This window comes from Streptococcus milleri (genome assembly GCF_900636525.1).
In the GTDB taxonomy this organism is placed as follows: Bacteria; Bacillota; Bacilli; order Lactobacillales; family Streptococcaceae; genus Streptococcus; species Streptococcus hominis.
The window spans coordinates 567,833-594,195 of record NZ_LR134288.1 but is presented as its reverse complement, the minus strand read 5'-3'; the positions used below and the strand labels follow the sequence as shown (position 1 = coordinate 594,195).

The 26,363-nt window shown below is 39.2% G+C and carries 18 protein-coding genes and 1 other annotated feature; of the genes, 3 read left to right on the top strand and 15 right to left on the bottom strand.

The features are described 5' to 3' along the window. Positions 1 to 487: 487 nt before the first annotated feature. From addA to EL087_RS02885, 5 genes are all read right to left on the bottom strand, one after another. Positions 488 to 4,168 carry a helicase-exonuclease AddAB subunit AddA gene (gene addA / locus EL087_RS02905; protein ID WP_126408121.1) on the bottom strand — a complete coding sequence of 1,227 codons (3,681 nt, stop codon included), beginning with the start codon at positions 4,166 to 4,168 and terminating at the stop codon, positions 488 to 490. Further along, the gene (rexB, locus tag EL087_RS02900; RefSeq protein WP_126406752.1) at positions 4,165 to 7,437 is read right to left on the bottom strand and encodes an ATP-dependent nuclease subunit B; all 3,273 of its coding nucleotides are present in this window, start codon (positions 7,435 to 7,437) and stop codon (positions 4,165 to 4,167) included. The genes addA and rexB overlap by 4 nt, the downstream gene beginning before the upstream one ends. A gap of 120 nt (positions 7,438 to 7,557) precedes the next feature. Further along, complete coding sequence (locus tag EL087_RS02895; RefSeq protein WP_126406751.1) at positions 7,558 to 8,772, bottom strand: ABC transporter permease; 1,215 nt, start codon at positions 8,770 to 8,772, stop codon at positions 7,558 to 7,560. Continuing rightward, the gene (locus EL087_RS02890; protein WP_126406749.1) at positions 8,769 to 9,662 is read right to left on the bottom strand and encodes an ABC transporter ATP-binding protein; all 894 of its coding nucleotides are present in this window, start codon (positions 9,660 to 9,662) and stop codon (positions 8,769 to 8,771) included. Before EL087_RS02890 ends, EL087_RS02895 begins: the two co-directional genes overlap by 4 nt. A gap of 196 nt (positions 9,663 to 9,858) precedes the next feature. Beyond that, positions 9,859 to 10,071, bottom strand: a complete 213-nt coding sequence (locus EL087_RS02885; protein ID WP_003025304.1) for a YdbC family protein — start codon at positions 10,069 to 10,071, stop codon at positions 9,859 to 9,861. A gap of 87 nt (positions 10,072 to 10,158) precedes the next feature. Here EL087_RS02885 and EL087_RS02880 point away from each other — a divergent pair, with 87 nt between their 5' ends. Beyond that, entirely contained in the window at positions 10,159 to 10,500 is a 342-nt protein-coding gene (locus EL087_RS02880) for a hypothetical protein (protein ID WP_057489603.1), read from the top strand. 15 nt (positions 10,501 to 10,515) lie between these two features. On the opposite strand, the gene EL087_RS02875 is transcribed toward EL087_RS02880, so the two are convergent. The 3 genes from EL087_RS02875 to trpX are packed head-to-tail and all read right to left on the bottom strand — an operon-like array spanning position 10,516 to position 13,186. Continuing rightward, positions 10,516 to 11,274, bottom strand: coding sequence for an ABC transporter ATP-binding protein (locus EL087_RS02875; protein WP_057489602.1), 759 nt, complete (start codon positions 11,272 to 11,274; stop codon positions 10,516 to 10,518). Further along, positions 11,271 to 12,137: an ABC transporter permease gene (locus EL087_RS02870; RefSeq protein ID WP_126406747.1), complete on the bottom strand. Its 867-nt coding sequence runs from the start codon at positions 12,135 to 12,137 to the stop codon at positions 11,271 to 11,273. Before EL087_RS02870 ends, EL087_RS02875 begins: the two co-directional genes overlap by 4 nt. A gap of 44 nt (positions 12,138 to 12,181) precedes the next feature. Continuing rightward, complete coding sequence (gene trpX / locus EL087_RS02865; protein ID WP_126406745.1) at positions 12,182 to 13,186, bottom strand: tryptophan ABC transporter substrate-binding protein; 1,005 nt, start codon at positions 13,184 to 13,186, stop codon at positions 12,182 to 12,184. A gap of 133 nt (positions 13,187 to 13,319) precedes the next feature. Further along, positions 13,320 to 13,556, bottom strand: a binding site (T-box leader). A gap of 117 nt (positions 13,557 to 13,673) precedes the next feature. On the opposite strand from trpX, the gene fbp62 reads away from it, so the two are divergent. After that, entirely contained in the window at positions 13,674 to 15,323 is a 1,650-nt protein-coding gene (gene fbp62, locus EL087_RS02860) for an Rqc2 family fibronectin-binding protein Fbp62 (protein WP_126406744.1), read from the top strand. Between the two features lie 538 nt (positions 15,324 to 15,861). Here fbp62 and budA read toward each other — a convergent pair. From budA to EL087_RS02830, 6 genes are all read right to left on the bottom strand, one after another. Continuing rightward, positions 15,862 to 16,581 carry an acetolactate decarboxylase gene (gene budA, locus EL087_RS02855; protein ID WP_126406743.1) on the bottom strand — a complete coding sequence of 240 codons (720 nt, stop codon included), beginning with the start codon at positions 16,579 to 16,581 and terminating at the stop codon, positions 15,862 to 15,864. A gap of 93 nt (positions 16,582 to 16,674) precedes the next feature. Then, positions 16,675 to 18,339, bottom strand: a complete 1,665-nt coding sequence (gene alsS / locus EL087_RS02850; protein WP_126406741.1) for an acetolactate synthase AlsS — start codon at positions 18,337 to 18,339, stop codon at positions 16,675 to 16,677. An 82-nt stretch (positions 18,340 to 18,421) separates the two neighbouring features. Continuing rightward, positions 18,422 to 19,651 carry a tetratricopeptide repeat protein gene (locus EL087_RS02845; RefSeq protein ID WP_126406739.1) on the bottom strand — a complete coding sequence of 410 codons (1,230 nt, stop codon included), beginning with the start codon at positions 19,649 to 19,651 and terminating at the stop codon, positions 18,422 to 18,424. Then, on the bottom strand, positions 19,638 to 20,816 hold the full coding sequence (locus tag EL087_RS02840; RefSeq protein ID WP_117644644.1) for an AI-2E family transporter: 1,179 nt from the start codon (positions 20,814 to 20,816) through the stop codon (positions 19,638 to 19,640). The genes EL087_RS02845 and EL087_RS02840 overlap by 14 nt, the downstream gene beginning before the upstream one ends. A 149-nt stretch (positions 20,817 to 20,965) precedes the next feature. Further along, entirely contained in the window at positions 20,966 to 22,342 is a 1,377-nt protein-coding gene (locus tag EL087_RS02835) for a sensor histidine kinase (protein ID WP_126406737.1), read from the bottom strand. Next, complete coding sequence (locus EL087_RS02830) at positions 22,339 to 22,995, bottom strand: response regulator transcription factor (protein WP_003039913.1); 657 nt, start codon at positions 22,993 to 22,995, stop codon at positions 22,339 to 22,341. The genes EL087_RS02835 and EL087_RS02830 overlap by 4 nt, the downstream gene beginning before the upstream one ends. Before the next feature lie 352 nt (positions 22,996 to 23,347). On the opposite strand from EL087_RS02830, the gene EL087_RS02820 reads away from it, so the two are divergent. Then, positions 23,348 to 24,361, top strand: a complete 1,014-nt coding sequence (locus EL087_RS02820) for a lactonase family protein (RefSeq protein WP_003039903.1) — start codon at positions 23,348 to 23,350, stop codon at positions 24,359 to 24,361. A gap of 216 nt (positions 24,362 to 24,577) precedes the next feature. Here EL087_RS02820 and ezrA read toward each other — a convergent pair whose 3' ends face one another. After that, complete coding sequence (gene ezrA, locus EL087_RS02815; protein WP_070671176.1) at positions 24,578 to 26,302, bottom strand: septation ring formation regulator EzrA; 1,725 nt, start codon at positions 26,300 to 26,302, stop codon at positions 24,578 to 24,580. Positions 26,303 to 26,363 lie beyond the last annotated feature (61 nt).

The window sequence follows — 26,363 nt, the reverse complement described above, 5'->3', positions numbered from 1 at the left end:
TTCTATTTTACTATTTTTCCTATTGCTTTTCAAGTAAATTTCCATTATTATTACAAGAAATTCTCAAAACCGAACATTTCTTCAAACAATGCTCACTATTATTAAAAATAACTAGATTTTGTTAGAATTCCGAAATTTTTATTCCATTCCTACTAAATAGGCGCTAACAGATTAAAACTACTTAAATGAAAATTTTCATAAAGGTCTAGACAGCTTTACAAAAAAAGCCGCACAAAGCCGCCTTTTGATTTAGTTTATAAGATTAAATCGCAACAACAGGATATAATTTCAAATATCATTCCTCCATCGTCTGGTTACATACTAGTTTACCGTATTTTTCTGAAATTTTCAATAACTTTTTCTAAAGAACCAGCTAATTTATGAACTTTTTTATTTTTTTATAACTCAAATATTCGGAAATAGAGGATTCTATTTTTGTAAAAAAGAATTGGGAGCATTCATCAGCCCAATTCTCTAAAAATCTTATCTAGTCTACTTTTACTACTTGAAGTTGAACTCCACCTAGCAGCACTAGATATTTTTCTATTTTTTCAATACCATACGAACGACGAAGAGCTTCAGCGTAAAGTGATAATTGCGCTTGGTAGCGCTCCACTAATTCACTTGGATTTGTATATTGATCTGTCTTATAATCAAAGAGAATGATTCGGTCCATCAACAGTAGATAACCGTCCAAAATTCCACGGACTACAAAATCCTGTCCGCTCGCTTGATCTTGCTTTAACATAGCAAAAGGAGCTTCACGATAAACTTTATCCGCCTGCTTCAAGAGCAGTTGACCAAGCTCTGTCTCAAAGAAACCAGCTATCTTTTGCAAATCAATCTTCTTTTTGACAATTTCTTCTGCCTGCACCTGAGCCAATGTTTCCTTTAAAATAGCTAATGTAGGCAGTTGATTTAAAGGAATACGCTGCATCAGTTCATGGACAGCACTACCGATTTGCGCTCCTGTAACAGGGGCTTTTTTAGCAAAGTCAGGTAGTTCAAAAGAAGTTTTTCCAATAAAATCTGGAGTTTTTTTCTCCATAATTTCAACGCCGTCTGTATCCATGACCGGCTCATAAAATTTCTTGATTTGGCTCGGTGTCCGAACACTTGGCAAATGGATGGCTGCTCGATACTGAGTATTTAGCCTGTCCACATTTTCCAAAATATCCAAAGCCCTGCGAATATCCTCAGACTGGCGATTGTGCGCTAAGTTCTCCTCCACAATCGGTTCCTTTAGCTTTAGCTGACCTATTTTCTCACTTGTTAAATCGCTATCCGTCACAAATCGGGTTGAAAAGGTTAAGTCATCATTCTTAAAGACGGTTTGCAAAGCCCAAATCCAGTCTTGAAAACTTGTCATAGTTTGCCTAATGGAGGCTGCTAAACGACCTTTTTCAGGAGCAGGGAAGGTCTTTTTCTCCAAGCTTTCTTGACGACCTTTGCCAACCAGATATAACTTTCTTTCTGCCCGCGTCATAGCAACATAGAGCAGACGCATTTGCTCCGAAATACTTTCCAAATGAATCTCACGCTCATTTTGCACAAAAGGAAGAGTATCGATAGACAAACGAACATGATTAGGCGCCAACTTATCAGTTACATCTACCGCTACGTCCGCGACATACTTGATACCGACGCCATTTTGACGACTGAGAATCAAAGCAGAGCTGCTATCCTTACGATTGAAGGCTTTATCCATATTAAGCAAAAATACATATTTAAATTCCAAACCTTTGCTCTTATGAACTGTCATCAAGCGGACTGCATGCTTCGGAGCCGCAACGACGACACTCGCCAAATCGTTCTGTGTTTCCAATATTTTGTCAATCATCCCAATAAAACGAGATAGACCTTTAAAACTCATCTTTTCGTAGTCATTTGCTCGCAAAGTAAGAGCGTAGAGATTCGCTTGACGCCCTGCGCCATTTGGTAGAGCACCTACGTAGTCATAATAAAAGCGGTCTTGATAGATTTTCCAAAGCAAATCATAGAGCGAATTTATTTTTGCAAACTCTCGCCAATCCAGCAGTATTTCTTGAAACTGCTGGATTTTCTTTAAAATAGGAGGTGTAATGAGTTCGGGATGTTGGCCGTGTCTACTCAAAGCATTTTTCAATTTCTCATAGAGATTTTCCTGATGAACAACGTGATTAGCTTCAGTCACTTTTTTTTGCAAGGCCAAACGAGCCAATTCATCCTCAGTAAAGGTGAACATTGGTGACTTTAGAAGTGCCACCAAAGCATAATCATTGAGAGGGTTGTTAATTGTACGCAAGGTGTCTAATATCACCATGACTTCAACAGACTGAAGGTAATTGTCCTCACCACCGTCTGAAACGACTGGGATATCGTATTTGGCAAACTCAGATAAAATCACATCGTTGCGCGTCCGCGAAGCCGTTAGCAATGTCATATCTTCAAATGGGACATTTTCCTCATTGTGCAGACGGATAATTTCCTTAATGACCAGCGTTACTTCTCCTGCAGAAACAGAAGAAACATCCTTGTCATTCTCCTCATTATTCGTCTCAAGTGTTCCGTCATAAATGAGAAACTCCGTCTGATATTGTGGATTTGGCTCTTTCTTATCAGGATTTCCAGCTACCAGATAATGCGTTTCATTGTAATCAATTTCTCCCACTTCCTCATCCATGAGACGTTTGAAAACGTCATTCGTGGCTTCCAAGACTTCCACATGACTGCGGAAATTCTCTTTCAAAACAATCAATTTCCCTTGCTGGCTATCGTCTTGATACAACTTGAACTTATCGTTAAAAATCTGTGGATCAGCCTGACGAAAACGATAAATAGACTGCTTAATATCCCCCACCATAAAGCGATTATGTCCATTTGATAACAGTTCTAGCATACGTTCTTGCGTATGGTTGGTGTCTTGATACTCATCCACCATAACTTCATGGTATTTATTTCGATAAAAATGGCGCACATCAGGAAATTCTTCCAAAATCTGAATAGCAAAATGACTGATGTCTGCAAACTCAAACGCATTTTCTTCTTTTTTGCGGTTCAAATAACTTTCAACAAATGCTTTCATAAACCGTTGTAAGACAAGCAGGATTTCCTTGGCTTCCTCATGATAGGTCACTTGAAATTCAAAGCGATAAAATTGATCTGCCAAATCTCGTAAAACTTGAATTTTTTCTTTGCGCTTTTCATTATAGGTGTTGATGATTTCTTTTAATTCTTCTTTGCGTCCGCTGTTTGTCAAGGCTTTGCCATTGCTTGCGCGTGAAATCTCTACAATTCTATCAAGTGCTGTGAGATAAGCTTCCTCAGAGGACTGTCCTTGTAAGCTTGCCAGACAATCAAGCACGCTCTGAACATTTTCAAGGTATTTTGCTTTTGGAAATTCCTTGGCTTCATTCGCCAAATGATAATGGAAAAAATCTTCTAGGTCATAAAGAGCTTCTTTTATTTGTGCTAAAAGTCGCGCTTTTTCTTCTTGGAAATCCGCACGCTCATAGCCTTTCAAAAAGTCTTTTCCCAACCATGCTATTGGACTACTGGTGGATTGCAAAAAAGCATAAATCTTATAAACCTGCTCTCGAAAACCGAGCAAATCTTTTCTTTGACCGGTAAAGTTTTTGACTAATTTTTTAAATAAAGCAGCCTGATTAGATTGATAGAATTCTTCAAAAACTTGCTCGAAAACTTCATTTTGCAGCAATAACTGCTCACTTGCGCTTTGTAAAATGCGAAAATTCGGCGCCAATTCTAGGAGATAACCATATTTATTTAGGACTTTTTGGGTGAAAGAGTCCATGGTACCAATGTCAGCATTGGAAATATCCGCTAATTGCTGTGCCAAATGCTGTTTGAGCTCCTCATCATCTGTTGCCTTCAAAGCCTTGGATAACTCTTTTTCCAAGCGCTCTTTTAGCTCACTTGCGGCTTTAACGGTAAAGGTCGAAATGAAGAGCTGATCAATGCGAACTCCCCGCAAAATTTGGTCAATAATCCGCTGCACCATAACAAAGGTTTTTCCTGATCCTGCAGAAGCAGACACAAGAATATTTTGACCGGAGGAGTAAATGGCTTCGATTTGCTCTGGTGTACGTTTTTGAGCTTTGTCAGACTGAGCTTCTCGTTCCTGCAAAGTATAGATTTCTTCCTGACTCAAAAATGGAATCTGTCTCATTTTTCTAGCTCCTCCTTCATCTTTTCTATCCATGCTTGGCGCTTCTTTTCACCTGTCGGGTGGCTATCTAACTTAACCAAATGGCGGGCGCTAGAGAGGTGAAGGTTAGCTTCAAATCCCGTAATGGACTTGTACTGCTCCACAAAAGGTGCAATACTTCTGCCATTTTCCGTATAAGGATTGATGTAAAAATGCCCTGCCAAGATCTGCTCAGCAGCACGGCGATACAAGAGTGCATTATAAGCCAACAATGTCTCCAGCTCCTCTTGACTCAACAGATTCACTTTCTTTTTATCGTACAAACCATTCAGCTGACGAGCCTGCTCAGACAAGAACAGACCTTTGTATTCTAGGTTCTTCATTGCTTCTTTGACAGCGTCGCCTTGCGACTTCGTCTTGGCTAAAGGCACAAGTGGATTGGTCATCTGCAAATACATGGCACCAAAAGTCTGTACTTCATCATTCGCCCACTTTTCTTGCTTCAACGCCATTAGATATGTAGGCAATTGAGAATTTAGACCATTGAAAAATTTTTGAAAATCAAAATTTGTGTCACTTGATTTATAATCCACAATTCCCAGACTACCGTCACTTCTCAATCGGTCAATGCGGTCAACTTTCCCTCGAATTTGAAGATTGCGTCCGTCTGACAAGGTTAGAACATTTGTTTCTTCCTGTCCGAAAACAGCCTCTTCTTGAATGGTTTCGACTAAATCATTTCTCTCTAAAACCTGTCCAGTCGCACGCGCGGTGTCCAGCAAAACTTCGTGAGCAAATAATGCTTCTGCATTTTCTGTATAAAGAGCTTCAAATTCCGCTTCCTGACTCGCTTCTTGAATGGCTTTTTCTAGACGATGATCGAATGACTCACTAGACTGCTCTTGCATAACTTTTTCAAACACACGATGCAGAAAATTTCCATGACTGCGCGCATCTGGATGAATCGTCATTTCTTCCTGCAAAGCCAAGACATACTTCAAAAAATAAGCATATTGATTGCGATAGAATTCTGTCAAAGCTGAAGTAGATAGCTGAAATGCTTGATGAGGCGGATAAAGAACTTGTAATGTCTGCGTTGACAAGGTTTCTGTTTCAAGACTTGACGTTACATTAGGAATCGAAATACCTTCGCTTTCCAATTTTTTGCGCAAAACCCGTACGACGACTGACCAAAAAGTCTGTTCTTTCTCAGTCAGAGAACACTCCCGATCAATATCCCCTTGATTCAACTCAATAACCCTCGCCAACAGAGCTCGATAAGTTCCAATATCATCACTTGTTGCCTGCGGACGCTTCACTTCAATCGGCAGCTCAATTGGTCGTTCATGCAATTCTAACAAATATGGAGAAATGTTGTTCTCTATTTCATTGACAATCTGAGGAGTGGAGAGCACCAACCTCTCCGTTGCAGCATTCAGAAGTGACAAGGCGACAAAACGATTTTTCTGGAGATTTTCCTGAGCAGCAATCAGCAACTCCGAATGCTCATCAGTTGCTTCATTTAATCGTAATCGGTCTTCATCTGACAAGAGGCTCTTGTTTTGCGCAATTTTTGGAAAATAGTCTTGAGTCAAACCAACAGCATAGACAAAAGGACTTGACAAAGGCTCGATCAAATCATAAGACTGAACGGTCACAACGTCTACCGTTGCTGGAATAGTCCGATAATTGGATAACAGCATTCCTGACTGCACTAAAGTCAAAAAATCATCTAGCTTGACCTTGTTAGCTGAGAAGACACTAGCAAATTGTTCCAAAACATGACAAAAAGCCTTCCAGACTTCTTCTTGTCTTTCTTGGTCTTGCGGGTTCGTAAAATCTACTAAAGAAGCAAAATTCTGAGAAAAAGCAATCTCTGTCAAAAAGTGATGAAATTTCTGGAGCAGACCTGTCGCTGTTTGACTGCGAGATTTGAAAAATTCCAAGAGCGGAGTGACTATTTTTTTTCTTAGTTGATTGATGTGAATCAAGTCAAATTTTTGATGCTGATTGTGAGTAAAATCTTTAGAAAATTTACTAATCCCTTTTACATCCGCAAAGCGAATATATTGCTCAAACAAATCCAGCTCTTCTTGCGTTAAACGACCATAAAGACCTGTCTTCACAAGATTGAGCAAATCATCCGTCCGAAAATTATAGCGTTTCAAACGCACTAAAGATTCGATAAATTGCACCAAAGGGTGATGTGCCATAGACTCGCTTCGCCCCAGATAAAAGGGAATCTGATACTGATCAAAAATCGTCTTTAACTGCAACCGATAGGCTTCCACATCTCCCAAAAGCAAGCGAATATCTTTGTAGCGAGCACCGTCATGAACTCGCTGGCGAATGCTCTTTGCCACATATTCCAGTTCTTCTTTTTGATTGACAGTCGACCAAATCTGTACATGCGAACGGTCTTGCTCCGTCAGCTCCAGCTCAACATCTGAGAAATCATAGCGGCTTTCTAGCAGTTTTGAAATCTTTCCAAAAGCATCATCTAGCTGTATTGACGGTCTATATTCAGGTTTTACCTTATACTTATCTGCCAAATGGCGCAAGAAATCCACGCTAGCCTGATAGAGATTGCCCTCTCGAAAAGTCGCACGATAAGCTTTTTCACTTGCATAAGCACCAATGACGATTTCCACACCTTTACGATGCAGCAGCTCTACCAAATAAGCTTCCTCAGCAGAAAACCGTGTAAAACCGTCAATGACCAAAGCCAATCCTTGCAATTCTTTATCTACATCAGCTGCTATAATGTGATTGGCAAAGGCCATGATATTTGACTCAGAAGTAAATTCACTCTGATTCAGCTGATGCGTAACAGCTTGTAAAATCTTGATTAAATCTGCTTTTTTCTCACCTTCATCCAGATAGTCCAAGTCTGCAACAGTCATTTGAGCTTCTTGCAACTCATGATAAAGCTCAACCAATTGCTGAATAAACTGCGCATCTGTCCGAATGCCGCCGTACACCTGCAAATCATGCTCTTCCATTTCAGATAAGACCTTATAAAAGAGCATTCCCAAACCAATATCGTCTAAAGGTCTGCCTTGCTGCACATCATTGAGGACAAAATAACGCGCCATCTGCGCAAAACGTGTCACCGTAATGGCAAATGAAGCACGGTTTTCTAAAAGACGCAAAACGGCTCTTTCCTTTTCAAATGAAAGAGAGTTGGGTGCAATATAAAACACGCGCTTGCCTGCTTGTGCTAAACGCTCTGCTTCTTCTGTTAGACTGTTTGTTAAGGGATTGCGAATATCCGTATAAAGTAATTTCATGAGCATCCTTTTTGTCAAAATATAGTCCTATTATATCATTTTTAAAGTTTTTCAACAGCGATTGACTACATACCTTTTCAAGAAAAAAATCCCCACAAGAATACTTGTGGAGAACGATTTTTAATGATAAGCTAAAGCTTTTTTGAAGCTCTTCCAAATGCCAATGTCATCTGTTTGTAAAATTAAACTGGAGTAAATCCGACCGATATAAACTGTCATTCCTAAGGTAAAGACAAAGGCAATGGCAAATGAAATCCAAGCTTCTAGCCCATTTGCATAACCGTTAATCGCACGGAAGGGCATAAAGAAGGTCGAAATGAATGGAATAAAAGAACCAACTTTAAGCAAAATTGTGTCACCAGCGTTTCCAAGAGCCGTCACTCCCAAAAATCCCAAAATAATCAGCATCACAACAGGCTGAACAGCTTTCCCAACGTCTTCAATCCTCATTACCATTGAGCCTAAAAAGGCAGATAAAACCACAAACATAAAGACACTCAAGGTGATAAAAGCAATAGTATTAAAGGAAATTGCTTCTCCCAAATGCTTCATCAGATTTGGATTGGCATCTAAGAATTCTTTTACAAAAGAAATCTGGTCTGAAAAAGCAAGCAACAGCACTGCACCGATTACATAAATGCTGACATGGGTCAAGATAACTGCAAAAATTCCTGCCATTCGACCATAGAAATATTCAGAAGCCTTGATACTGGAGAAAATAACCTCCATAATCTTCGTCCCTTTTTCGCTTGCAATTTCTTGAGCAGTGGAGCTTGTGTAAACAATGAGAATCATATAAAGTACAATACCAATTGCTGTTGCGACAATCGTTTGAGTTGCCTTCTTCGCTTCTTTCTTCTCATCAATTTTTTCCTTGAAATCAATAGCTCTTGAAAGTAGCTTCACTTGATTAGCTGATAAATTAGCTTGGTTAATATTTGCAACCTGTTGCAACTGCATCAGTTTCTGTGTAATTTCAATTTTTGTAGCACTACTCATGCTCGTATCTGCAAAATAAGTTGCCTTGATTTGCCCCTCTGCTTCTGATACTAGCAAATATCCACCAACATCGCCATCTTTTACAGCTTTCTTAGCTGTTGCTTCATCTTTATAATTGATGTCCAGATTCTTAGTATCTTTCAAAACTTCCTTCACTTGAGCATTGTTTGATACAACTGCGACCCGACTAGAATTACTGCTTGACATAGAAGAAAGGTAGCCAACACCTAAACTCAATCCTACAAAGATAAAAGGGGATATGACCATAAAGACAAAACTCCATGATTTGACATGACGAAGATAGGTTTCTTTGATAACAATTAAAGTCTGTTTCATACTTCTACCCCTGATTCTAACTTAAAGATTTCATCAATTGTTGGAGCTTGTTGGTCAAAAGTTTCAATATATTGTCCTTTAGTCAACAAGTCAAACAATTCCTTACCAGCTGCTTCGTCATCTAATATCAATCGCCATGTGCCTTGGTTAGTCAGATTGGCTTTACTTACGTGAGGAAGTGCTTCTAATTCCGTTTGAGACAGCGAGCTAGACACAAACAGACGTGTTTTGCCGTATTGATTACGAACTTCTTGCACGCTGCCATCTAAAATGACTTTCCCATCACGAATCATGACAACATCATCACACAATTCTTCCACATTGGTCATCACATGGTCAGAGAAAATAATGGTTGCTCCTCGCTCTTTTTCCTCAATAATGACTTGTTTCAAAATCTCGGTATTTACAGGATCCAAACCACTAAATGGCTCGTCTAGGATAATCAAATTTGGCTCATGCAAAAGTGTGATAATCAACTGCACTTTTTGTTGATTCCCTTTGGACAAGCTCTTGATTTTATCAGTCACTTTTCCTTTGACTTGCAAGCGCTCCATCCACTGAGGCAATTTTTCTTTCACAACCGCATTTGGCACTCCCTTTAAATTTGCCAAATACCGCACTTGCTCATAAACGGTTAACTTAGGCATCAGACTTCGCTCTTCTGGCAAATAACCAATTTTCCGATAGGTCTCCTGAGAAATCGGTTGCTTATCAAATGTAATGTTTCCGCTGTATTCTAAAAAACGCAGAATACTGTGGAAAATCGTTGTTTTCCCAGCACCGTTCTTTCCGATCAGACCGAGGATTTGTCCTGATTCAGCCCTGAAATCAACACCAAATAGTACTTGTTTTTCCCCAAAACTTTTTTCTAACTTCTGAATTTCAAGCATCCTAAACCTCCTAAAATTCTAAGCTCACTATATGTATATATACAATCTCTATATTTAATAGTATAACATTTTGAAAGCGTATTTTCAAGTTTTTGTGTAAAATTTCCTTATTTTCTACAGCAAAAAGAGAGCCATCAACAATTGCCCACAGTGCGACTGCCTCTCACTCTCTTGCCTTGATTCTATTTGCGCTTTACTAAGCTTTAAAAGCATCCACTAATACTTGAAATTCTTCATTGGAGAGCGTAATCCCTTTCCCCATTTTTGTATGGTCAGGACTCCAACTACGAATATCATATTTAGCTGGCGCACCATTGAAACTCACTCGATTCAGCTCTTTCGTCCAGCCTTTATCATTTTCTGATAACACCAATAACTTTTCTTCTATCTCAAATTTGAATTCTGACATTTTTGTCTCCTTTTTCTTCTTTCTTGATTTATTCGTAAAAAATTTACTTTTTTAGCGAGTTTGTTATATAATATATTGTAACAAGTTATGGAGAATTTAGCTATGAAAAAATTTCTCGAAATGATTTTAGAGCGCGCAAGTGAATTTATCAATTATAAAAAGGATACACAAGAGATAGAGGAAGACAACGCCAATATTTTGCAGACGATTGAAACAGCTTTGCAAAAAAAATCAGGTGTGCATGTCATTTTTTCAGATAAAAGTTTTACTGGTGATATTGTCAAATATGACAAAGAGCGTCAGCAATTGATTGTTAAAAACTTCCAGAAAAGTATGTCAACGATTATTCGTATTTCAGATATTAAGCGGATTCGTCTGGTTCCAAATACTATCAGAGAAGCGCAAAAAAGAAATTCCAACCTCAACTAGGAGATTGGAATTTTTTTATTCAAATAAGCTGTAATAATCCGCGATTGTCATTTTCGCTTTCTCTTCTTGATGTAAGTCTTGGATAATTTGTCCGTCTTTCATGACAATCAAGCGATTGCCGTATTTAAGAGCATCTTCCATGTGGTGAGTAATCATGAGAGTAGTCAGTTGGTCTCTTTGGACAAAATCATCAGTCAACTCCATAAGGGCAACACTAGTTTTTGGATCCAGCGCTGCTGTATGTTCGTCCAGAAGAAGCAGTTCTGGGCGCTTGAGAGTCGCCATCAACAAACTCAAAGCCTGTCTCTGACCACCAGAAAGAAATTCAATTGGCGTATCCAAATGTTTTTCTAAACCATTGCCGATTTTGTCTATTGTTTCCTGAAATTCTTTGCGATAATGACTCAGACGACGTGGCACCAAACGACGTTTTTCACCACGAAATTTAGCAATCAATAGGTTTTCTGCCACCGTCATACGCGGAGCTGTTCCCATCTTTGGGTCTTGAAAAACGCGCGATAGATACTTAGCCCGTTTTTCTGGCGAATAACTGGTCACATTTTCACCTAGAATATGGATGCTGCCACTCGTCAATGGCAATGTTCCTGCGATGACATTGAAAAGCGTAGATTTCCCTGCCCCATTTCCACCTAAAATGGTAATGAAGTCATGCTCAAAAATATCCAGTGAAACATCATTCAAAATGACCTTTTCTTCCTCAATACCTGTGTTGACAATTTTTGTCGCGTTTTTTAATTCTACAATTGCTGTCATTTGCTTAACTTGACTCCTTTAAAGAATTTATTTTTGAAAGTCGGAATCATGAGACAAATTGCCAAGATAACCGCACTGTAAAGGCGAAGATAGCTGGTATTAAAGCCAAGCGCAATCACGCCCCAAATCAGAAATTGATAGAAAATAGATCCGACAACAATCGTCAATAGGCGTTCTGCTAATGTCAGGCTGGTAAAAAGCACCTCTCCAATAATGAGACTGGCAAGCCCCACAACGATGACACCAATCCCACGCGAGACATCCGCATAACCTTCCTGCTGGGCAATAAGGGCGCCAGCTAGGGCAATGACGCCATTAGACAGCACCAACCCCATTAACTCCATTCGTCCTGTGTGAATGCCAAAACTCCTTGCCATATCTGGATTATCACCCGTGACAATATAGGCTTGACCCAATTTTGTATCTAAGAAAAAAAGCAATGCTACAATTACCAAACTGACAAAAATCAATCCTGTCAGAAGATTGTTTAATTCGCCAGAAAACGGTAGAAAGTCCTGAATTTGCTTCGTTCCAAGAAGTCCAAGATTAGCCCGCCCCATTAACATAAGCATAATAGAATGGCAGGAAGTCATGACTAAAATTCCCGAAAGGAGAGTAGGAATTTTCCCCTTGGTATAAAGAAGTCCTGTTGCCATACCTGCCAAACACCCTGCCAGAATGGCAACAACAGTCGCCGGAAAGGGATTGATACCTTTACTAATCAGCGTAACTGCCACTGCTCCCCCCAAGGGAAAAGAGCCTTCGGCTGTCATATCAGGGAAGTTTAAAATGCGGAAAGTCATAAAAATCCCCAAGCCTAAAATAGCCCAAACAAGTCCTTGTGAGACAATTGAAATAATCATACTGTTGTCCTAACTTTTAAAAATATCGTTTCTTATCAATCGGATTACTCAATGACTTGTCCTGCTTTTTTCAGAACATCATCTGGAATCGTTATTCCTAGCTGAGCAGCCACTTTTTTGTTCACAACTGATTTGCCAGTAGCAAAGATTTCAACAGCTGTGTCTGCTGGTTTGGCACCTTTCAAAATTTTCGCTGTCATTTTTCCAGTCGCCACTCCAAGATCTTTTTGATCGACAACAACCGAGCCCAGACCGCCTTCTTCTACCATAGCTGTCGCACTTGGATAGATAGGTTTTTTAGCCGTTTGATTGCTGGAAACAACTGTTGAAAAAGCTGAAGCAATGGTGTTGTCAATTGGAATCCAAATAGCATCTACCTTTCCTGTCATCACATTCATGGTTGAAGCAATCTCATTTGTAGAAGGTACAGCATAAGGAAGCACTTTATAACCTGCTTTTTCAGCCAAAGCTGTAAATTCTTCTACCTGCGTTTTTGAATTGTCTTCACTGCTTGAATAAAGAACGCCAATTGTTTTCACATTCGGTGTTAATTGTCTGATGAGCTCCAATTGCTGCTTAGCTGGATTGTGGTCAGACACACCTGTAATGTTGCCTCCCGGCTTTTTCAAATCCTTTACTAAATTCGCCCCAACTGGATCAGTCACTGCTCCCATAACAACTGGCTTGTCTTTTGTTGCACTAGCCAACCCTTGAGCCGCAGGCGTTGCGATTCCAATCAGCACATCATTGTTATTTGCAACTAATTGCTTGCTCATTGTTGCCACTTTGCTTTGGTCACCTTCTGCATTCATAAAGTCAATCTTGATCTTCTTGCCTTTATAACCTTCTTGTGCCAATCCTTCTTGAATCCCTTTATAAATCAAATCAAGTGACGGATGACTGACATATTGCAGCACACCAACTTTTACTGTTTTTGTTGTATTGCTTGTCTTCGTCGCTTTCTCGCTATTTACACTAGAATAAATAATACCTCCGACAACTAATACCACTAAAAGAGCAATCATTCCCATTAACCGTTTGTTTTTCATATCTGTTCTCCATTTCATATTTTTCTATTTTTTATTCGAGTAAAAGCCAGAGTCGCCATCGTTTAAACATATTTTTCCTCCATTTTAAGGGAAATGAAACAATAAAAGAAAAACCCACACACAGTTCATCCTGTGTGAGGGCGTAAATCGCGGTGCCACCTCAATTATGGGAAAAATAATAGACTTCTCCCACATCTCTATCTTGTCTAACAACAAGTTGCACTGTAAGGTGTGCTCACCGAATTTTTATCGTTTCAAATTCAACTTCTATCCATTAGCCCAATTTCATAAAACGCTGCTACTTGTTTTCACCAACCACAAGCTCTCTGCCAACAACTATTTTATTACTTTTCTAATTTGATATTATTTTAGATGTTTCTGAAACAAATGTCAAGTATTTTGTCAAACTTTTCTGACAATAATTTTCCAACCTTTTCTTGCTATTTTTTGTTATAATTTTCTTTAGTATCATTCAAGGAGAAAAACCATGTCCTTTGACGGATTTTTTTTACATCACATGACAGAGGAATTGCGGCAACAGTTACTGTACGGTCGTATTCAAAAAATCAATCAACCGTTTAATCAGGAATTAGTGCTACAAATTCGCAGTAATCGACAAAATCATAAATTGCTCTTGTCTGCTCACCCTGTTTTTAGTCGCATTCAACTAACCCGTACCGCCTTTGAAAATCCAGCAGTGCCCACCACATTTATCATGGTTATGCGAAAATATCTACAAGGCGCTACAATTGAAAACATTTCACAAATCGAGAATGATCGAATTTTAGAAATTTCTGTCTCCAATAAAAATGAAATTGGAGATAACGTGGCAGCAACTCTTATCATCGAAATCATGGGCAAGCACAGCAATATCATCTTAATGGATAAGGCAAGTGGCAATATTATTGAAGCTATTAAACATGTCGGCTTTTCTCAAAATAGTTACCGTACGATTCTGCCTGGTTCAAGCTATGTCACTCCACCTCAAACAGATAAGCGCAATCCATTTACCATTTCTGATGAAAAATTATTTGAAATTCTTCAGACAGAGGATTTATCGGCTCGTTCTTTACAAAAGCTGTTCCAAGGCTTGGGGCGCGATACAGCGACCGAGCTCAGTCAGTGCTTAACGAGTGACAAACTAAAAACCTTCCGTGCTTTCTTTGCCAGTCCCACGCAAGCTCATCTGACAACTAAATCCTTTGCGCCCATTCTTTTTGCGGATAGTCAAAAAGAATTTCCTAGTTTATCACAATTGTTAGATGCTTTCTATCAAGACAAGGCGGAACGCGACCGTGTTAATCAGCAAGCCAGTGAACTGATTCATCGAGTGGAGAATGAATTAGAAAAAAATCGCAAGAAATTAAAAAAACAAGAGCAGGAATTAGTCGCGACTGAAAATGCGGAGGAATTTCGCCAAAAAGGAGAGCTCCTCACTACTTTTTTGCACCAAGTTCCAAACAATCAAGACCAAGTAGAACTGGACAATTACTACACAAGCGAGAAAATTACTATTGTGTTGGATAAAGCTTTGACCCCTAACCAAAATGCTCAGCGCTATTTTAAGAAATACCAAAAGCTGAAAGAAGCGGTCAAGCATTTAACGGGACTGATTGAAGAAACTAAAGAAACCATTCAATATTTGGAGAGTGTGGAAACAGCTTTGTCGCAAGCTAATCTCACAGAAATTACAGAAATTCGAGAAGAGTTAATTCAGACCGGTTTTATTCGCCGACGCCAGCGTGAGAAAATTCAAAAACGAAAGAAACCAGAAAAATACTTGGCAACTGACGGTAAGACGATTATTTTGGTTGGTCGAAACAACTTGCAAAATGACGAGTTGACTTTTAAAATGGCTAAAAAAGAGGAGCTTTGGTTCCATGCAAAAGACATTCCCGGCAGCCACGTGGTCATCACAGGCAATCTGCAACCAAGTGATGAGGTCAAGACGGATGCTGCGGAGCTGGCTGCTTACTTTTCTAAGGCAAGACTGTCCAATCTCGTTCAGGTGGATATGATTGAAGTCAAAAAGCTCAATAAGCCAACCGGTGGCAAGCCCGGTTTTGTGACCTATACTGGACAAAAGACCCTGCGGGTCACTCCCGATGAAGCCAAAATCAAATCTATGAAAATGTAAAGGTGTCCGCTAATCGGCACCTTTTTCTGACAACTCTTCGTACGTCTGACCCTCGGACGAAGTGAATTAGTTCTCAGACAAGCTATCCGACCCTCGGACAAAGCAAATCACTTTTCTGGCAAGCTGTCCGACCCTCGGACGGAGTGAAGCACTTTTCTGACAATCTATCCGACCCTCAGACGGAGTGAATCACTTTTCTGACAAACTATCCGACCCTCAGACGGAATGAATCTCTTTTCAGGTAAGCTGTCCGACCCTCGGACGGAATAAATCTCTTTTCAAGCAAGCTGTCCGACCCTCGGACGGAATGAATCTCTTTTCAGGCAAGCTGTCCGACCCTCGGACAGAGTGAATCAGTTCTCGTTCACTCCGGCGACTAGGGCGACGGCGACGAACTTATTCTCATTACAAGGACTTCTTAGAAAAGTAAAAGGCTTAAAATCAGTGCTTTTAACAACACGATTTTAAGCCTTTTTGGCATCATTCTTTTGAATTTTGAATGGAATTTAAGCTTTTGTCTAACTTTGTCCACTGTTTTTTATTCAGATTTCTCAATATCTTTCTTTAACTCCGACACATTCAATTTTGCAGAGAGAAAATCTTGGTCTTGAACCGGAAAACGCTGCTCCAAAGCCGCAATCGTTCCAATTTCAACCTCTCCATTTTTCATGACAAAATCCATGACATGTCCACCGAATTGGTGGTCATCAGATAGAAAATGAAGATGATAACCGGCTACGCTGACACCGTGAAACAGCTCCGGTGTCCAAAAGCCAACGATTGTTCCCGAAACGTGTTCTGCATGGTACTCAGGCTGATGAGCGGCAATTTCTACGAACTTCTTCCCCGAAGAGGATTTTGGAGCTATTCGCACGTGCATGCTGCTAAATTCACCATGAATCTTAATTGAGCGAAAAAGATTTTCCCCGACATAGCTAGCTTCTATGCGCTTCTTCAGCGCTTCATCGCTCAGCTCAACGTCCTGACGAAAACACGCTTCTTCTCGGTGAAAAGCCACTGCAGCATAAGGAACCGTCCTATCTGTTGAAACTTCTATCACTTCAGGAGTTGCTCCTATTCCCTTGGCTTGATAAGCCTTACCGTCAAGCACAATCAGCTCTCCGTCAATAGAGTCTAAAGTACCAATCCCTAAATCGCCATGTTGAAGCAATCCTTCAATCGTCATCGTCCCCTTGTAAAGCCCCGCCATTAAAGCTCCCAAAGTATTGTAGTGAAATAATGTTACAAGCTCTGCCATTTCTCCTCCTAGACAATGTTTACTATCTTTCCTTGAAAAAACAGTGGAAAAACGAACTCTTTTAAAAATTTCGAGTCCTTTCCCAGTTTCAATTTAATAAAACTCATCTGGCAGAATGGTTTCTCCCAGCGTGCTGCTATCCTTGTAATCCACTGGCACATCAATGATAACCGGTCCATTTTCCTTTAAGGCTTTTTGGAGCAACTGTGTTAATTCTGCTGGAGATGTTGCTCGGAATCCTTTCGCACCAAAACTCTCTGCATATTTAACGAAATCAACAGCTCCGAAGTCTACTCCAGATGAACGTCCATATTTCATTTCTTCTTGGAATTCTACCATATTATAATGACCGTCATTCCAAATAAGATGAACAATTGGTAATTGTAGACGAACTGCTGTCTCTAGCTCTTGGGCCGAAAAGAGAAAACCGCCGTCGCCAGACACAGAAATGATCTTTGTGTTGGGACGAACCAAGGCTGCTGAGATTGCCCAGGGTAATGCCACTCCTAACGTTTGCATCCCATTTGAAAAAAGCAAGTGCCGTGGCTCATAGCTTTTGAAATAACGCGCCATCCAGATATAATGCGTACCCACATCTACTGTAACTGTCATATCATCTGTCGTATTTTCCTGCAAGACTTCGACAATATCCAGCGGGTGTAGTCGTCCTGTTTCAGTTTGGCTGCGGTCAAATTTCACATCACCATCCATTTTATTTCGCAGCACTTGCAGATATTCCCGCGAGCCTTCTGGTAATTGATAGCCGTTAATCGCTGGCAGCAATAAATCCAAAGTATTTGCAATATCTCCAATCAGCTCACGCTCCGGTTGAAAGTAAGTATCAATCTCTGCTGGCTCTACGTCAATCACAATGACGCGGGCAGAAATTTCCGCATTCCAGTTGCGCGCTTCATACTCAATCGGATCATAGCCGATAGCGATGACTAGGTCAGATTTTTTCAGGAGCATGTCACCCGGCTGATTGCGAAACAGCCCGACACGCCCAAAGAAAGTAGCTTCTTCTAAATCACGTGAAACAATTCCAGCACCTTGGAAAGTTTCCACCACAGGTAACTGTACTTGCTCCAATAACTGACGAATAGAAGCCGTCACTTTGGCACTTGAAGCACCATTCCCCAAGAGAAGAACGGGCAACACAGCATTTTTAATCGCTTGCGCTAGATAGTTAATGTCTGCCACAGAACTAGAACCCAGCTGCGGATCCGTCAGCGGTTTAATTGCTTTCACTTGCACCTGACTATCCACCACATCCTGTGGAATGGAAATGAAACTTGCCCCCGGCATTCCTGACTTGGCATGACGATAAGCATTGGCAATGATTTCTGACAGAGTATTGCCGTCTTGCACTTCGACTGAATACTTAGTAATCGGCTTAAATAGTGCAGCATTGTCCATAGACTGGTGAGCGCGTTTAAGAAGGTCAGAGCGTTTGACCTGACCAGCCAAAGCCAGCACTGGGTCGCCCTCTGCGGTCGCCGTAACCAAGCCCGTTGCTAAGTTTGAAGCACCTGGTCCACTCGTTGCAATCACGACACCCGGCTCTCCTGTAATCCGCCCAATTCCTTGTGCCATAAAAGCAGCATTTTGTTCATGACGAGCAACGATAAGCTGTGGACCTTTGTCCTCTAAGGTATCAAATACACGGTCAATCTTTGCACCGGGAATTCCAAATACATAATCCACCTTGTGATTGATTAAACTATCCACAATCAAATCCGCACCAAATTTTTCAGTCATTTTCTTCATCCTTCCTGAATATCACGCTCATCATTATATCATAATTCCCATGCGTCTTATAGGATTGTGCTTGTTACTCTTTTTACAAACTATTGTACAATTCCTGCATCTCCACATCATCTGGAACCAAGTGAAGATAATGCTCTGCTTGGTGTTTTGCCTCTTCAAAATCTCCCATTTCACGAAGTAGATAAGTATATTGCTCTAAAAATTCTGGATTTTCCTTTAAATCCGAGAGCAACAGTCGATATCGCTCCAAAGCTGCTGTTGTCTGTTCCAAAGCCTGATAGGCACGCGCAATATTCCACTTAGTCAGTACATTGTCTATATCTTGCTCCTCAAATTTCAAAACTTCATCAAAACGCTCTTGCTCTAAGTAAAGATTAGACAAACGCAATGCAATTTCTTCCAAGTCTTCCGCATTATCTTTTGCTTTCAAAAGGTAATCTTCTGCCTTTCGCTCATCGTGCAACTCATAAGAAAGCTGCGAAGCTAGCAACAAAAGACGTGTATCAAATGGATTTTTCGACAAGCCCTGCTGCGTAAGACGCAATGCCTCTTCTGTCTGATGTTCTGCATGAAGCGACAAAGCATAACCATACTCATAACCTTCAAATTCCGGCGAAATCGTATCAATTTGCTTAAAGTATAGATTAGCTTTTTGATATTCTTTCTGGTCATACAAAATAGTCGCTAATTCAAAGGCTACAGCATCATCGTATTCAATCTCTAAAGATTTTTCCAAAAACTCAATCGCCACTTCAAATTTTCCCAAACTTGCATAGGAAACACCAATCCGCTGATAAGTAGAAACACCCGTCTGCTCATAAATCATGCGATTGTCTAAGCTAGCGTATTCCTTAATGGCTTGATTGAAATTTCCCAATTCAAAATCTATTTCAGCCATGCCAAAAGTCACTAACGGTTCATCAGATAATTGCTTTGCCTCGGCTAATTTTTCCCTTGCAACATCTGGCAAGCCTTCCATTTGATAGAGATCAGCTTTGACCAAGAGTGCTGTCACATACCAGTCACTATCAGAAGTAATTTCTTCCAGATAAGCAAACGCTTCTTCCACTTGCCCGTCTTCACTAGCAATCTGCGCCAAACTGATGTAGGCTTCTGGATAATGAGGAGCTAATGTTTCATAAATTCGCTTCGCTTGAGGGAAAAAGCCGATACTTTCTAAGTAGTCGGCTAATTCAAGTAATTCTTCCTCTGTATCATTTGTTAGAGCTCTTTCAAAATATTTATTGGCATGCGCCAAATCCTGCTTTTGCAAAGAAGCGACCATTTTCTTACTGTTGTTCAATTTCTTCTCCTGTTTCATCTACCAATTCTTCTTCATACAAGCCGCTGACTTTCTTATACCAATTAAAAATAGCAGCAATCACAACTTTTGCAGACGCATAAACGGGAATTCCCAGTAAAACGCCCCAGATACCAAACATAGATCCCGCTGTCAAAAGGACAAAAAGAACATTGATTGGATGAATGTTCAATTGGCTACCGAGAATTAATGGCGACACAAACCGCCCTTCAATCGTTTGCTCTACAATAAAGACCACAATGACTTTCAAGAGCATAATTGGTCCAGCAATTAACCCCAGAACAAGAGCCGGCAGCATAGCTAGAAAACTTCCCAAATAAGGAATCAAATTTAAAATCCCTGCCGTCACCCCAAGTGTCACTGCATAGCGAAGCCCGATTACTTTAAAGAAAATGATGAACATTATCGCTACGATAATAGCTACGGTTACTTGCCCACGAACGTAATTGGCAAGCTGCGTATTGACATCTGTCAAAATTTGTCCGACTGGTTCACGAAACTTAGTTGGCATGAATTTTGTCAAATAAGATTTTAAGTTTTTTCCATCTCGCAAAAGATAAAAAAGGATAAAAGGCATGATGATAATGGCTACAATCACTTGCGAAGCCGTACTAATCAATGTGCTTACCCAATTCACTGCTTTCGATGAAAAATTACTTGCCCAAGTCGTCACTTGAACTGAAAAATTATTCACAATCTCTTCTAATTGAGGCTTGACATCATCAGAAATTCGATTTTCCAAAAAATCCTGAATTATTTTATTCGACTTTTGCAAATTAGCTGGTAAATTCTTGGCAAAGCTAACTATCTGATGCTGCAAACTTGGAATTGCCACAGCCAATCCCCAAATTAAGAGCAAAGCAATTAAGATAAAGACAATCGTAATCGCGACCAAACGATTGATCTTATGTTTCTCCATAAAATCTACAATTGGATTTAAGAGATAATACAAAAGCCCTGCTAAAATCACCGGCAGCATGATAACTCCGATAAATTCTAGAACAGGAATAAAAATAAAACTAATTTTGCTTAATACAAAAATATTCAACCCCAACAATAAGGTCACCAAAAAAACAGTGATTGCCTTATTGTCCAAAAACCACCGAAAAAACCATGATAGGCTGAAATCCTTCTTTTTGTGTTCCATACAGACATCCTTTTCTTTATTTATCTCATTGTAGCATTTTTCACTAAAAAATTCTTGAAGAAAGGGTAGTCCTTTATGAATTTCCTTCTTGCGCCCGAGTCAAACACAAAAAGCGGTCATCCATTCAAATCATGAACGGATTCCCACTTTTAGCTTTCTTTATCTGAGAAAAAAATTGTAAACCGCATTCGTTTGTCATCAACAGCTTCAAAGAGATAGTGCAAATGATGATTTTCCAAAATCTGTTGCACGATAAAGAGTCCCAGACCTGTTCCGCCATCTTTGCGGTTACGACTGTAATCCGGACGATAAAATGGCTGAAATATTTGCTGGATTTGCTGTTCATCCAACACATGTTCCGCATCATTTTCAATGATTAACTGATTGTCTTCAATCATTAAAAGAATCTCTCCACCGGCTAATGTATAATGGAAAGCATTATCTAGTAAATTTTTAATAGCTTTCAGCAAATAAGTCTTGTTGCCATGCACTTGAAGCTCTTCTAACTGTACAGTAAATTGATAGCCTTTCACATCAGCTAACATCTTATAGCTGCTCAAGTTTTCCTCCAAGAGCTGATTAAGTGAAAATTCTTCCTCTTCCGCTTCTATCCGCATTTCAATTTTAGAAATTGCCAAGATAGACTGTACAAGTTTTGATTGCTCTTCCAAAATTTCACGACATTTATGTAGGTATTTATCTTTATCTTTGAAGTCACCAACACCATAAATCATACCATCCACAATTCCCATCATGCTGGTAATCGGCGTTTTCAGCTCATGAGAAGTCATCCGTAGAAATTCTGCTTTCTCCCGTTCACTTTCAGCAACCTTCTCATTTTCCAATCGCAGCGCTTCAATACTTGTCAAAAGATTATTATACAGACTGTTAATATCTTGAGCGAGTGTGGAAATTTCATCCCGCCCTTTGACAGGACAAGCCACATCTGGAGAAAGAGTTGCCATTTTTCGCGTGCTCTCTGAAATATCTGTAATGCGTTTGGTTGCAAATCGACTATAAAGAAAAGCCACTATACCACCTAACGTTAACGAAAAGAATAAGATATAAGGATAAAGACTTAACAACACGTAAGTAGCATCCGATATTGGTTGGAGCGAATATTCCCCACGTAAGGTCAATGTGGTCCCTTCTGCCGTTCTTATCTTCTTGCTCATACTTTTAGTTTGATTATTCAAACTCATGTCAGAAGGTAAAATTGTTAATTGGAATTCTCCCTTTTCATTAGCTAAATCAATATGTGGATAAATAAGTTTTCCTTTCGCATCTAATATACTAAACCAGACGCGTGTATTCTTTCGATTGTAGTCACTTAAAAGCTTTCCTATATCATCTGACGGTTTTCCTTGAACTTGCTGAGCAATCTGAAAGAACTCACTTTTAGCTTCTCGATGCTTGACTTGCTCATAATAAACAGGCATCACAAAATAGAGTGTTGTTAAAACCGTTGTCACGACAATAAAAATTATTGTTCCTGTCAAAAGAAAATGCTTTTTAGCAATTCTCACTCTTCTTCTCCTCCAAGTTGATAACCCATACCAGTAATCGTTTTAAGAGGTATTCCAGGAATTTTTTTCCGAATATTTTTTACATGGTTATCCAAAACACGACTATCCAGTTCGCTATAACCCCAAATTGTATTCATCAATTGATCCCGCGTCACCAAATGATTTTTTCTTTTAGCTAAAGCTTGGATAATTTCATATTCTTTTTTAGTAGGAGACATTTTTTCTTCTTGCCAATAAACGGTACAATCATCAATTGAAACACGCAAGTCTCCAACGACAATCTCTGATTCTGTCACAGTACTCCGGAAAATATTTTCAATGCGTTTCATCAAAATAAGTGGCGAAAATGGTTTGGTAACATAATCACTGATAAGGTGATTAAAGCTGACCAGCTGAGTATATTCATCATCTAGTGCAGTTAACATCATAACTGGTACCTGCGACGTCTTCCGGATTTCCTTCAACACATCCAGACCGCTTATAGAGGGCAACATAACGTCCAAAATGATGAGGTCAAACGATTTTTCCTCAAATTCACGTAGGGCTTCTGCCCCGTCAAAAACTGGTGTCACCTCATAATGATTTTCTTTCAAAAATTCACAAATCACTTGATTAATCGTAGTGTCATCTTCTACTACTAAAATCTTATGCATTTCTTACTCCTTAAAATATAGATATAAAATTAAATGACTGCTAATCAATGTAAAGATTACTTTTATTATACAACAAAATAGTGAACTTACAAAGATTGAACCGTGATGCAGGATAAAAACTTTCTTCCCAAAAAACTAAACATTTTTCAGAAGTCAAACAGACAACCCTGATTGTTAGCGCCACCACCCGCAAATCTATTTTTATTGTATCAAAGTCATCTGTTCCCATCCTATCTCGAATCTATTTTTTATCTATTTTTTCATCATAAAACTGACAGCAGCATTCATTTGTGAAAACCATTTCATCTCTTTTTGTGTTATAATGAAAGTATCAAATATTTCGAGGTGAATGATGACACAAACAGTTTATTTTGGAACTTATACACGTCGTAGCTCAGAAGGAATTTACAAAGCTGATTTTGATACTAGCACAGGAGAACTGGCAAATTTAACACTTATTGCAAAAGAGCCAAATCCTACTTATTTAGCTTTTGACAAGCAACAGAACCTATATTCTGTCGGAACTGAACACGGTGAGGGAGGCATTGCAGCCTTTAATAAAGCGGGACAGTTACTCAATCACGTTGTGGCCGAAGGTGCTCCTCTATGCTATGTGAGTGTAGATGAAGCAAGAAGCCTTGTCTACGGGGCAAACTACCATAAAGGACAAGTATTAGTTTATAGACGACAAGAAAATGGTAGCCTTAAATTAGTTGATTCTGATGTTCATATCGGCTACGGTCCTCATGAAAACCAAGCTGCTGCTCATGTGCATTTTGCAGATTTAACACCCGATAAGTATCTGGTTACGTGTGATTTAGGAACTGATGAAGTTGTGACATATGAAATTAGTGATTATGGACGCCTAAATCGATTAGAAACTTATCATGCGACACCTGGCGCTGGTCCACGTCATATTGTGTTCCACCCTCACTACAAAATTGCTTATCTTATTTGTGAATTAAACTCTACTATTGAAGTTTTAATTTACGATGGAGATGGTCAATTTGAACGCCTGCAAACCATCTCCACTTTACCAGAAGACTTTTCAGAATTTAATGGAACAGCTGCTATTCGCCTATCTGCTGACGGTCGCTTCCTTTATGGCTCCAACCGCGGGCATAATTCAATCGCTGTTTACAAAGTAGCAGGAGATGGAACACTTGAACTTGTAGAATTCGTACCAACTAATGGAAAAAATCCACGTGATTTTAATATTACACCAGATCAACAGTATATTATCGCAGCCCATCAAGACTCAGACAATGCGACTGTCTTCAAACGTGACCCAGAAACAGGAAAATTAACAGAATTATCACATGATTTCTTTGTTCCAGAAGGTGTTTGTGTTGCTTTTACTCATTAATCTCTTCTTAAGAGACTAATCCCAATCGCCTATGGTTGGGATTTTTTGTTGTCTATATGTCATCTTCCCAGATTCTATTCATTTGCAAGTAATTGTATTAGGGAGCACGACCGTCTGCTTTAGTCGCCAATTTTATACCGAACATCACGATACTGACGAAAAGAACATAATAAAAAGAGGCAAGGAAATGAAACCTTGTCTCTTTATTGTTTTAATTTAAAATCGGATATTTTCTCGCGTTTTTTCATACGATGTAACAAAACGATTGGTTACACCAGGTTCTACTACATCCAATGCTTGCGAGATCTCCTCAAACGATGCTTGATAATCAAACTCATTTTCAAAAATCTCTAGTGCACGGTTGAAGGCAGTTTGAACTCCTTCATCAAATGAACGATAGCGATTTGAATATTGTAACAATTGCTCTGTCAAAGTAGCATTTTCAACAATCCGGTAAGTCTCATTTTCCAGTTCATTCATATCATTTGTCAAAATCTCTAACATACGATTTACTGATTCAATATTGACACGATACTGTTCCAATTCTGCTACTAAAGCTTCTGTGTTATCACTTGCAGTAAAGAAAGTGGTCAGGAAGCTCCGTGGAATACCCGGCAAATTGCGTTTTTCCATATAACGCTTAATCGTATGCAATTTGTTGATATAAATGTTAACTTTTTGTCGAGCATTGGCATCATCTTTTTCAATTTTAGCCAATTTTTCACTCAACACTAACTGCTCATCTTCAATTTCTTTCACACGTTTTTGAATGGTTTCAAGATTTTCTTGAAGAACAGAATAAGCTTGTTTTCTTTCTGAAGAATCTTCAATCGCTTCTAAAACAACATCATCTAAGCTAGAAAGTTCACTTTGAAGTCGACGAACATGATTCGTATCGCTTTCTGTCAAGAGATACAATTTTGAAAGGCGGGCAATCTCTGTCAAAAGATTTTGATTGTTTTCTTTTGTATGACCTAAATAACCTGGTAAACTATTAACTAATTTGACAACTACTTTATGTGACTTGATTTCACGATTAAACATGTCATATAAAGCATCCATTTCTTCTTGGATTTGCGTATTTTCATATTGTGCATTGTCCAATTCTAAACTGGCAATGTTTTCACTGTTGCGTTTCAAACTAGTATGCAGCTGTTGGAAGCGAGATTCAATATCAGTTTCAATAAAATGATAACCGGATTCCAGTAATTTGCGATGACCAGACTCCAAATCTTCCAACTGTTCTGGTAACTTTTGATCTAATTCTGATACAAGCTCTGGGATTTTTTCAACAATATGCGTTAAAGCAAGGATGTGATCTTCTGTTTTATCCAAAATTTCCGCTGCTTCAACAGGGTCTCCTGATGAGTTTAAAGTTACAAATTGAGAGAATTCAGATTGAATTTTTTCTAATTGCTTTTCAATCTCAGGAAGCGCTGAACCATAACTTTCTGTATCATTTGCCACAGACACTTGCAACTTTTCAAATAAATCCAAAGCATGCAAGACACGACCGCTATTTTTAGACTCTTGCTTTTCTAATTCAGCAAGTGCATTGCGAATAGCAGTAATATCTTCTTCAATCAAGTCAATTTGGCTCTCAATTTTATCAATACCATGCTTTGCTTTTAGAAACCGAAACGAATTATTGTAACCTTCCGTTTCAAAGAGGTTATTTTCGATGTCTGCAAAAGAATTTAAAGAAAGATCAACCCATTTTTGATTCCATTCCCGAAAAGCCACTTGACTTTGTCCAATCAAATGCATGTTTTTAACCGCTTCAACTTCATCGTTTACAGGAAGATTATAAAGTTCTTCTTTGCGATCTTCTAACTTAGCAAGCAAGGCATCATTTCTTTTTCTTAATAAGACAGCAGTTATGTAAGCAACAATCAAGAGAACTGCTATCACTATAATTAGTACGATTAGTCCGTTAGACATGTAAAACTCCTTCAAAATATTACTTGAAAATAATCATGATTATTATATCATAATTTTCTTG

What these genes read in the sequence shown, in the direction of transcription:
- EL087_RS02880 (WP_057489603.1), top strand. Translation starts at nt 10,159, where the DNA reads ATGGAGAATTTAGCTATGAAAAAATTTCTCGAAATGATTTTAGAGCGC.
- budA (WP_126406743.1), bottom strand. Translation starts at nt 16,581, where the DNA reads ATGGCAGAGCTTGTAACATTATTTCACTACAATACTTTGGGAGCTTTA.
- addA (WP_126408121.1), bottom strand. Translation starts at nt 4,168, where the DNA reads ATGAGACAGATTCCATTTTTGAGTCAGGAAGAAATCTATACTTTGCAG.
- EL087_RS02830 (WP_003039913.1), bottom strand. Translation starts at nt 22,995, where the DNA reads ATGCATAAGATTTTAGTAGTAGAAGATGACACTACGATTAATCAAGTG.
- EL087_RS02890 (WP_126406749.1), bottom strand. Translation starts at nt 9,662, where the DNA reads ATGCTTGAAATTCAGAAGTTAGAAAAAAGTTTTGGGGAAAAACAAGTA.
- trpX (WP_126406745.1), bottom strand. Translation starts at nt 13,186, where the DNA reads ATGAAAAACAAACGGTTAATGGGAATGATTGCTCTTTTAGTGGTATTA.
- ezrA (WP_070671176.1), bottom strand. Translation starts at nt 26,302, where the DNA reads ATGTCTAACGGACTAATCGTACTAATTATAGTGATAGCAGTTCTCTTG.
- EL087_RS02820 (WP_003039903.1), top strand. Translation starts at nt 23,348, where the DNA reads ATGACACAAACAGTTTATTTTGGAACTTATACACGTCGTAGCTCAGAA.
- EL087_RS02885 (WP_003025304.1), bottom strand. Translation starts at nt 10,071, where the DNA reads ATGTCAGAATTCAAATTTGAGATAGAAGAAAAGTTATTGGTGTTATCA.
- EL087_RS02870 (WP_126406747.1), bottom strand. Translation starts at nt 12,137, where the DNA reads ATGATTATTTCAATTGTCTCACAAGGACTTGTTTGGGCTATTTTAGGC.
- EL087_RS02895 (WP_126406751.1), bottom strand. Translation starts at nt 8,772, where the DNA reads ATGAAACAGACTTTAATTGTTATCAAAGAAACCTATCTTCGTCATGTC.
- alsS (WP_126406741.1), bottom strand. Translation starts at nt 18,339, where the DNA reads ATGACTGAAAAATTTGGTGCGGATTTGATTGTGGATAGTTTAATCAAT.
- rexB (WP_126406752.1), bottom strand. Translation starts at nt 7,437, where the DNA reads ATGAAATTACTTTATACGGATATTCGCAATCCCTTAACAAACAGTCTA.
- fbp62 (WP_126406744.1), top strand. Translation starts at nt 13,674, where the DNA reads ATGTCCTTTGACGGATTTTTTTTACATCACATGACAGAGGAATTGCGG.
- EL087_RS02875 (WP_057489602.1), bottom strand. Translation starts at nt 11,274, where the DNA reads ATGACAGCAATTGTAGAATTAAAAAACGCGACAAAAATTGTCAACACA.
- EL087_RS02840 (WP_117644644.1), bottom strand. Translation starts at nt 20,816, where the DNA reads ATGGAACACAAAAAGAAGGATTTCAGCCTATCATGGTTTTTTCGGTGG.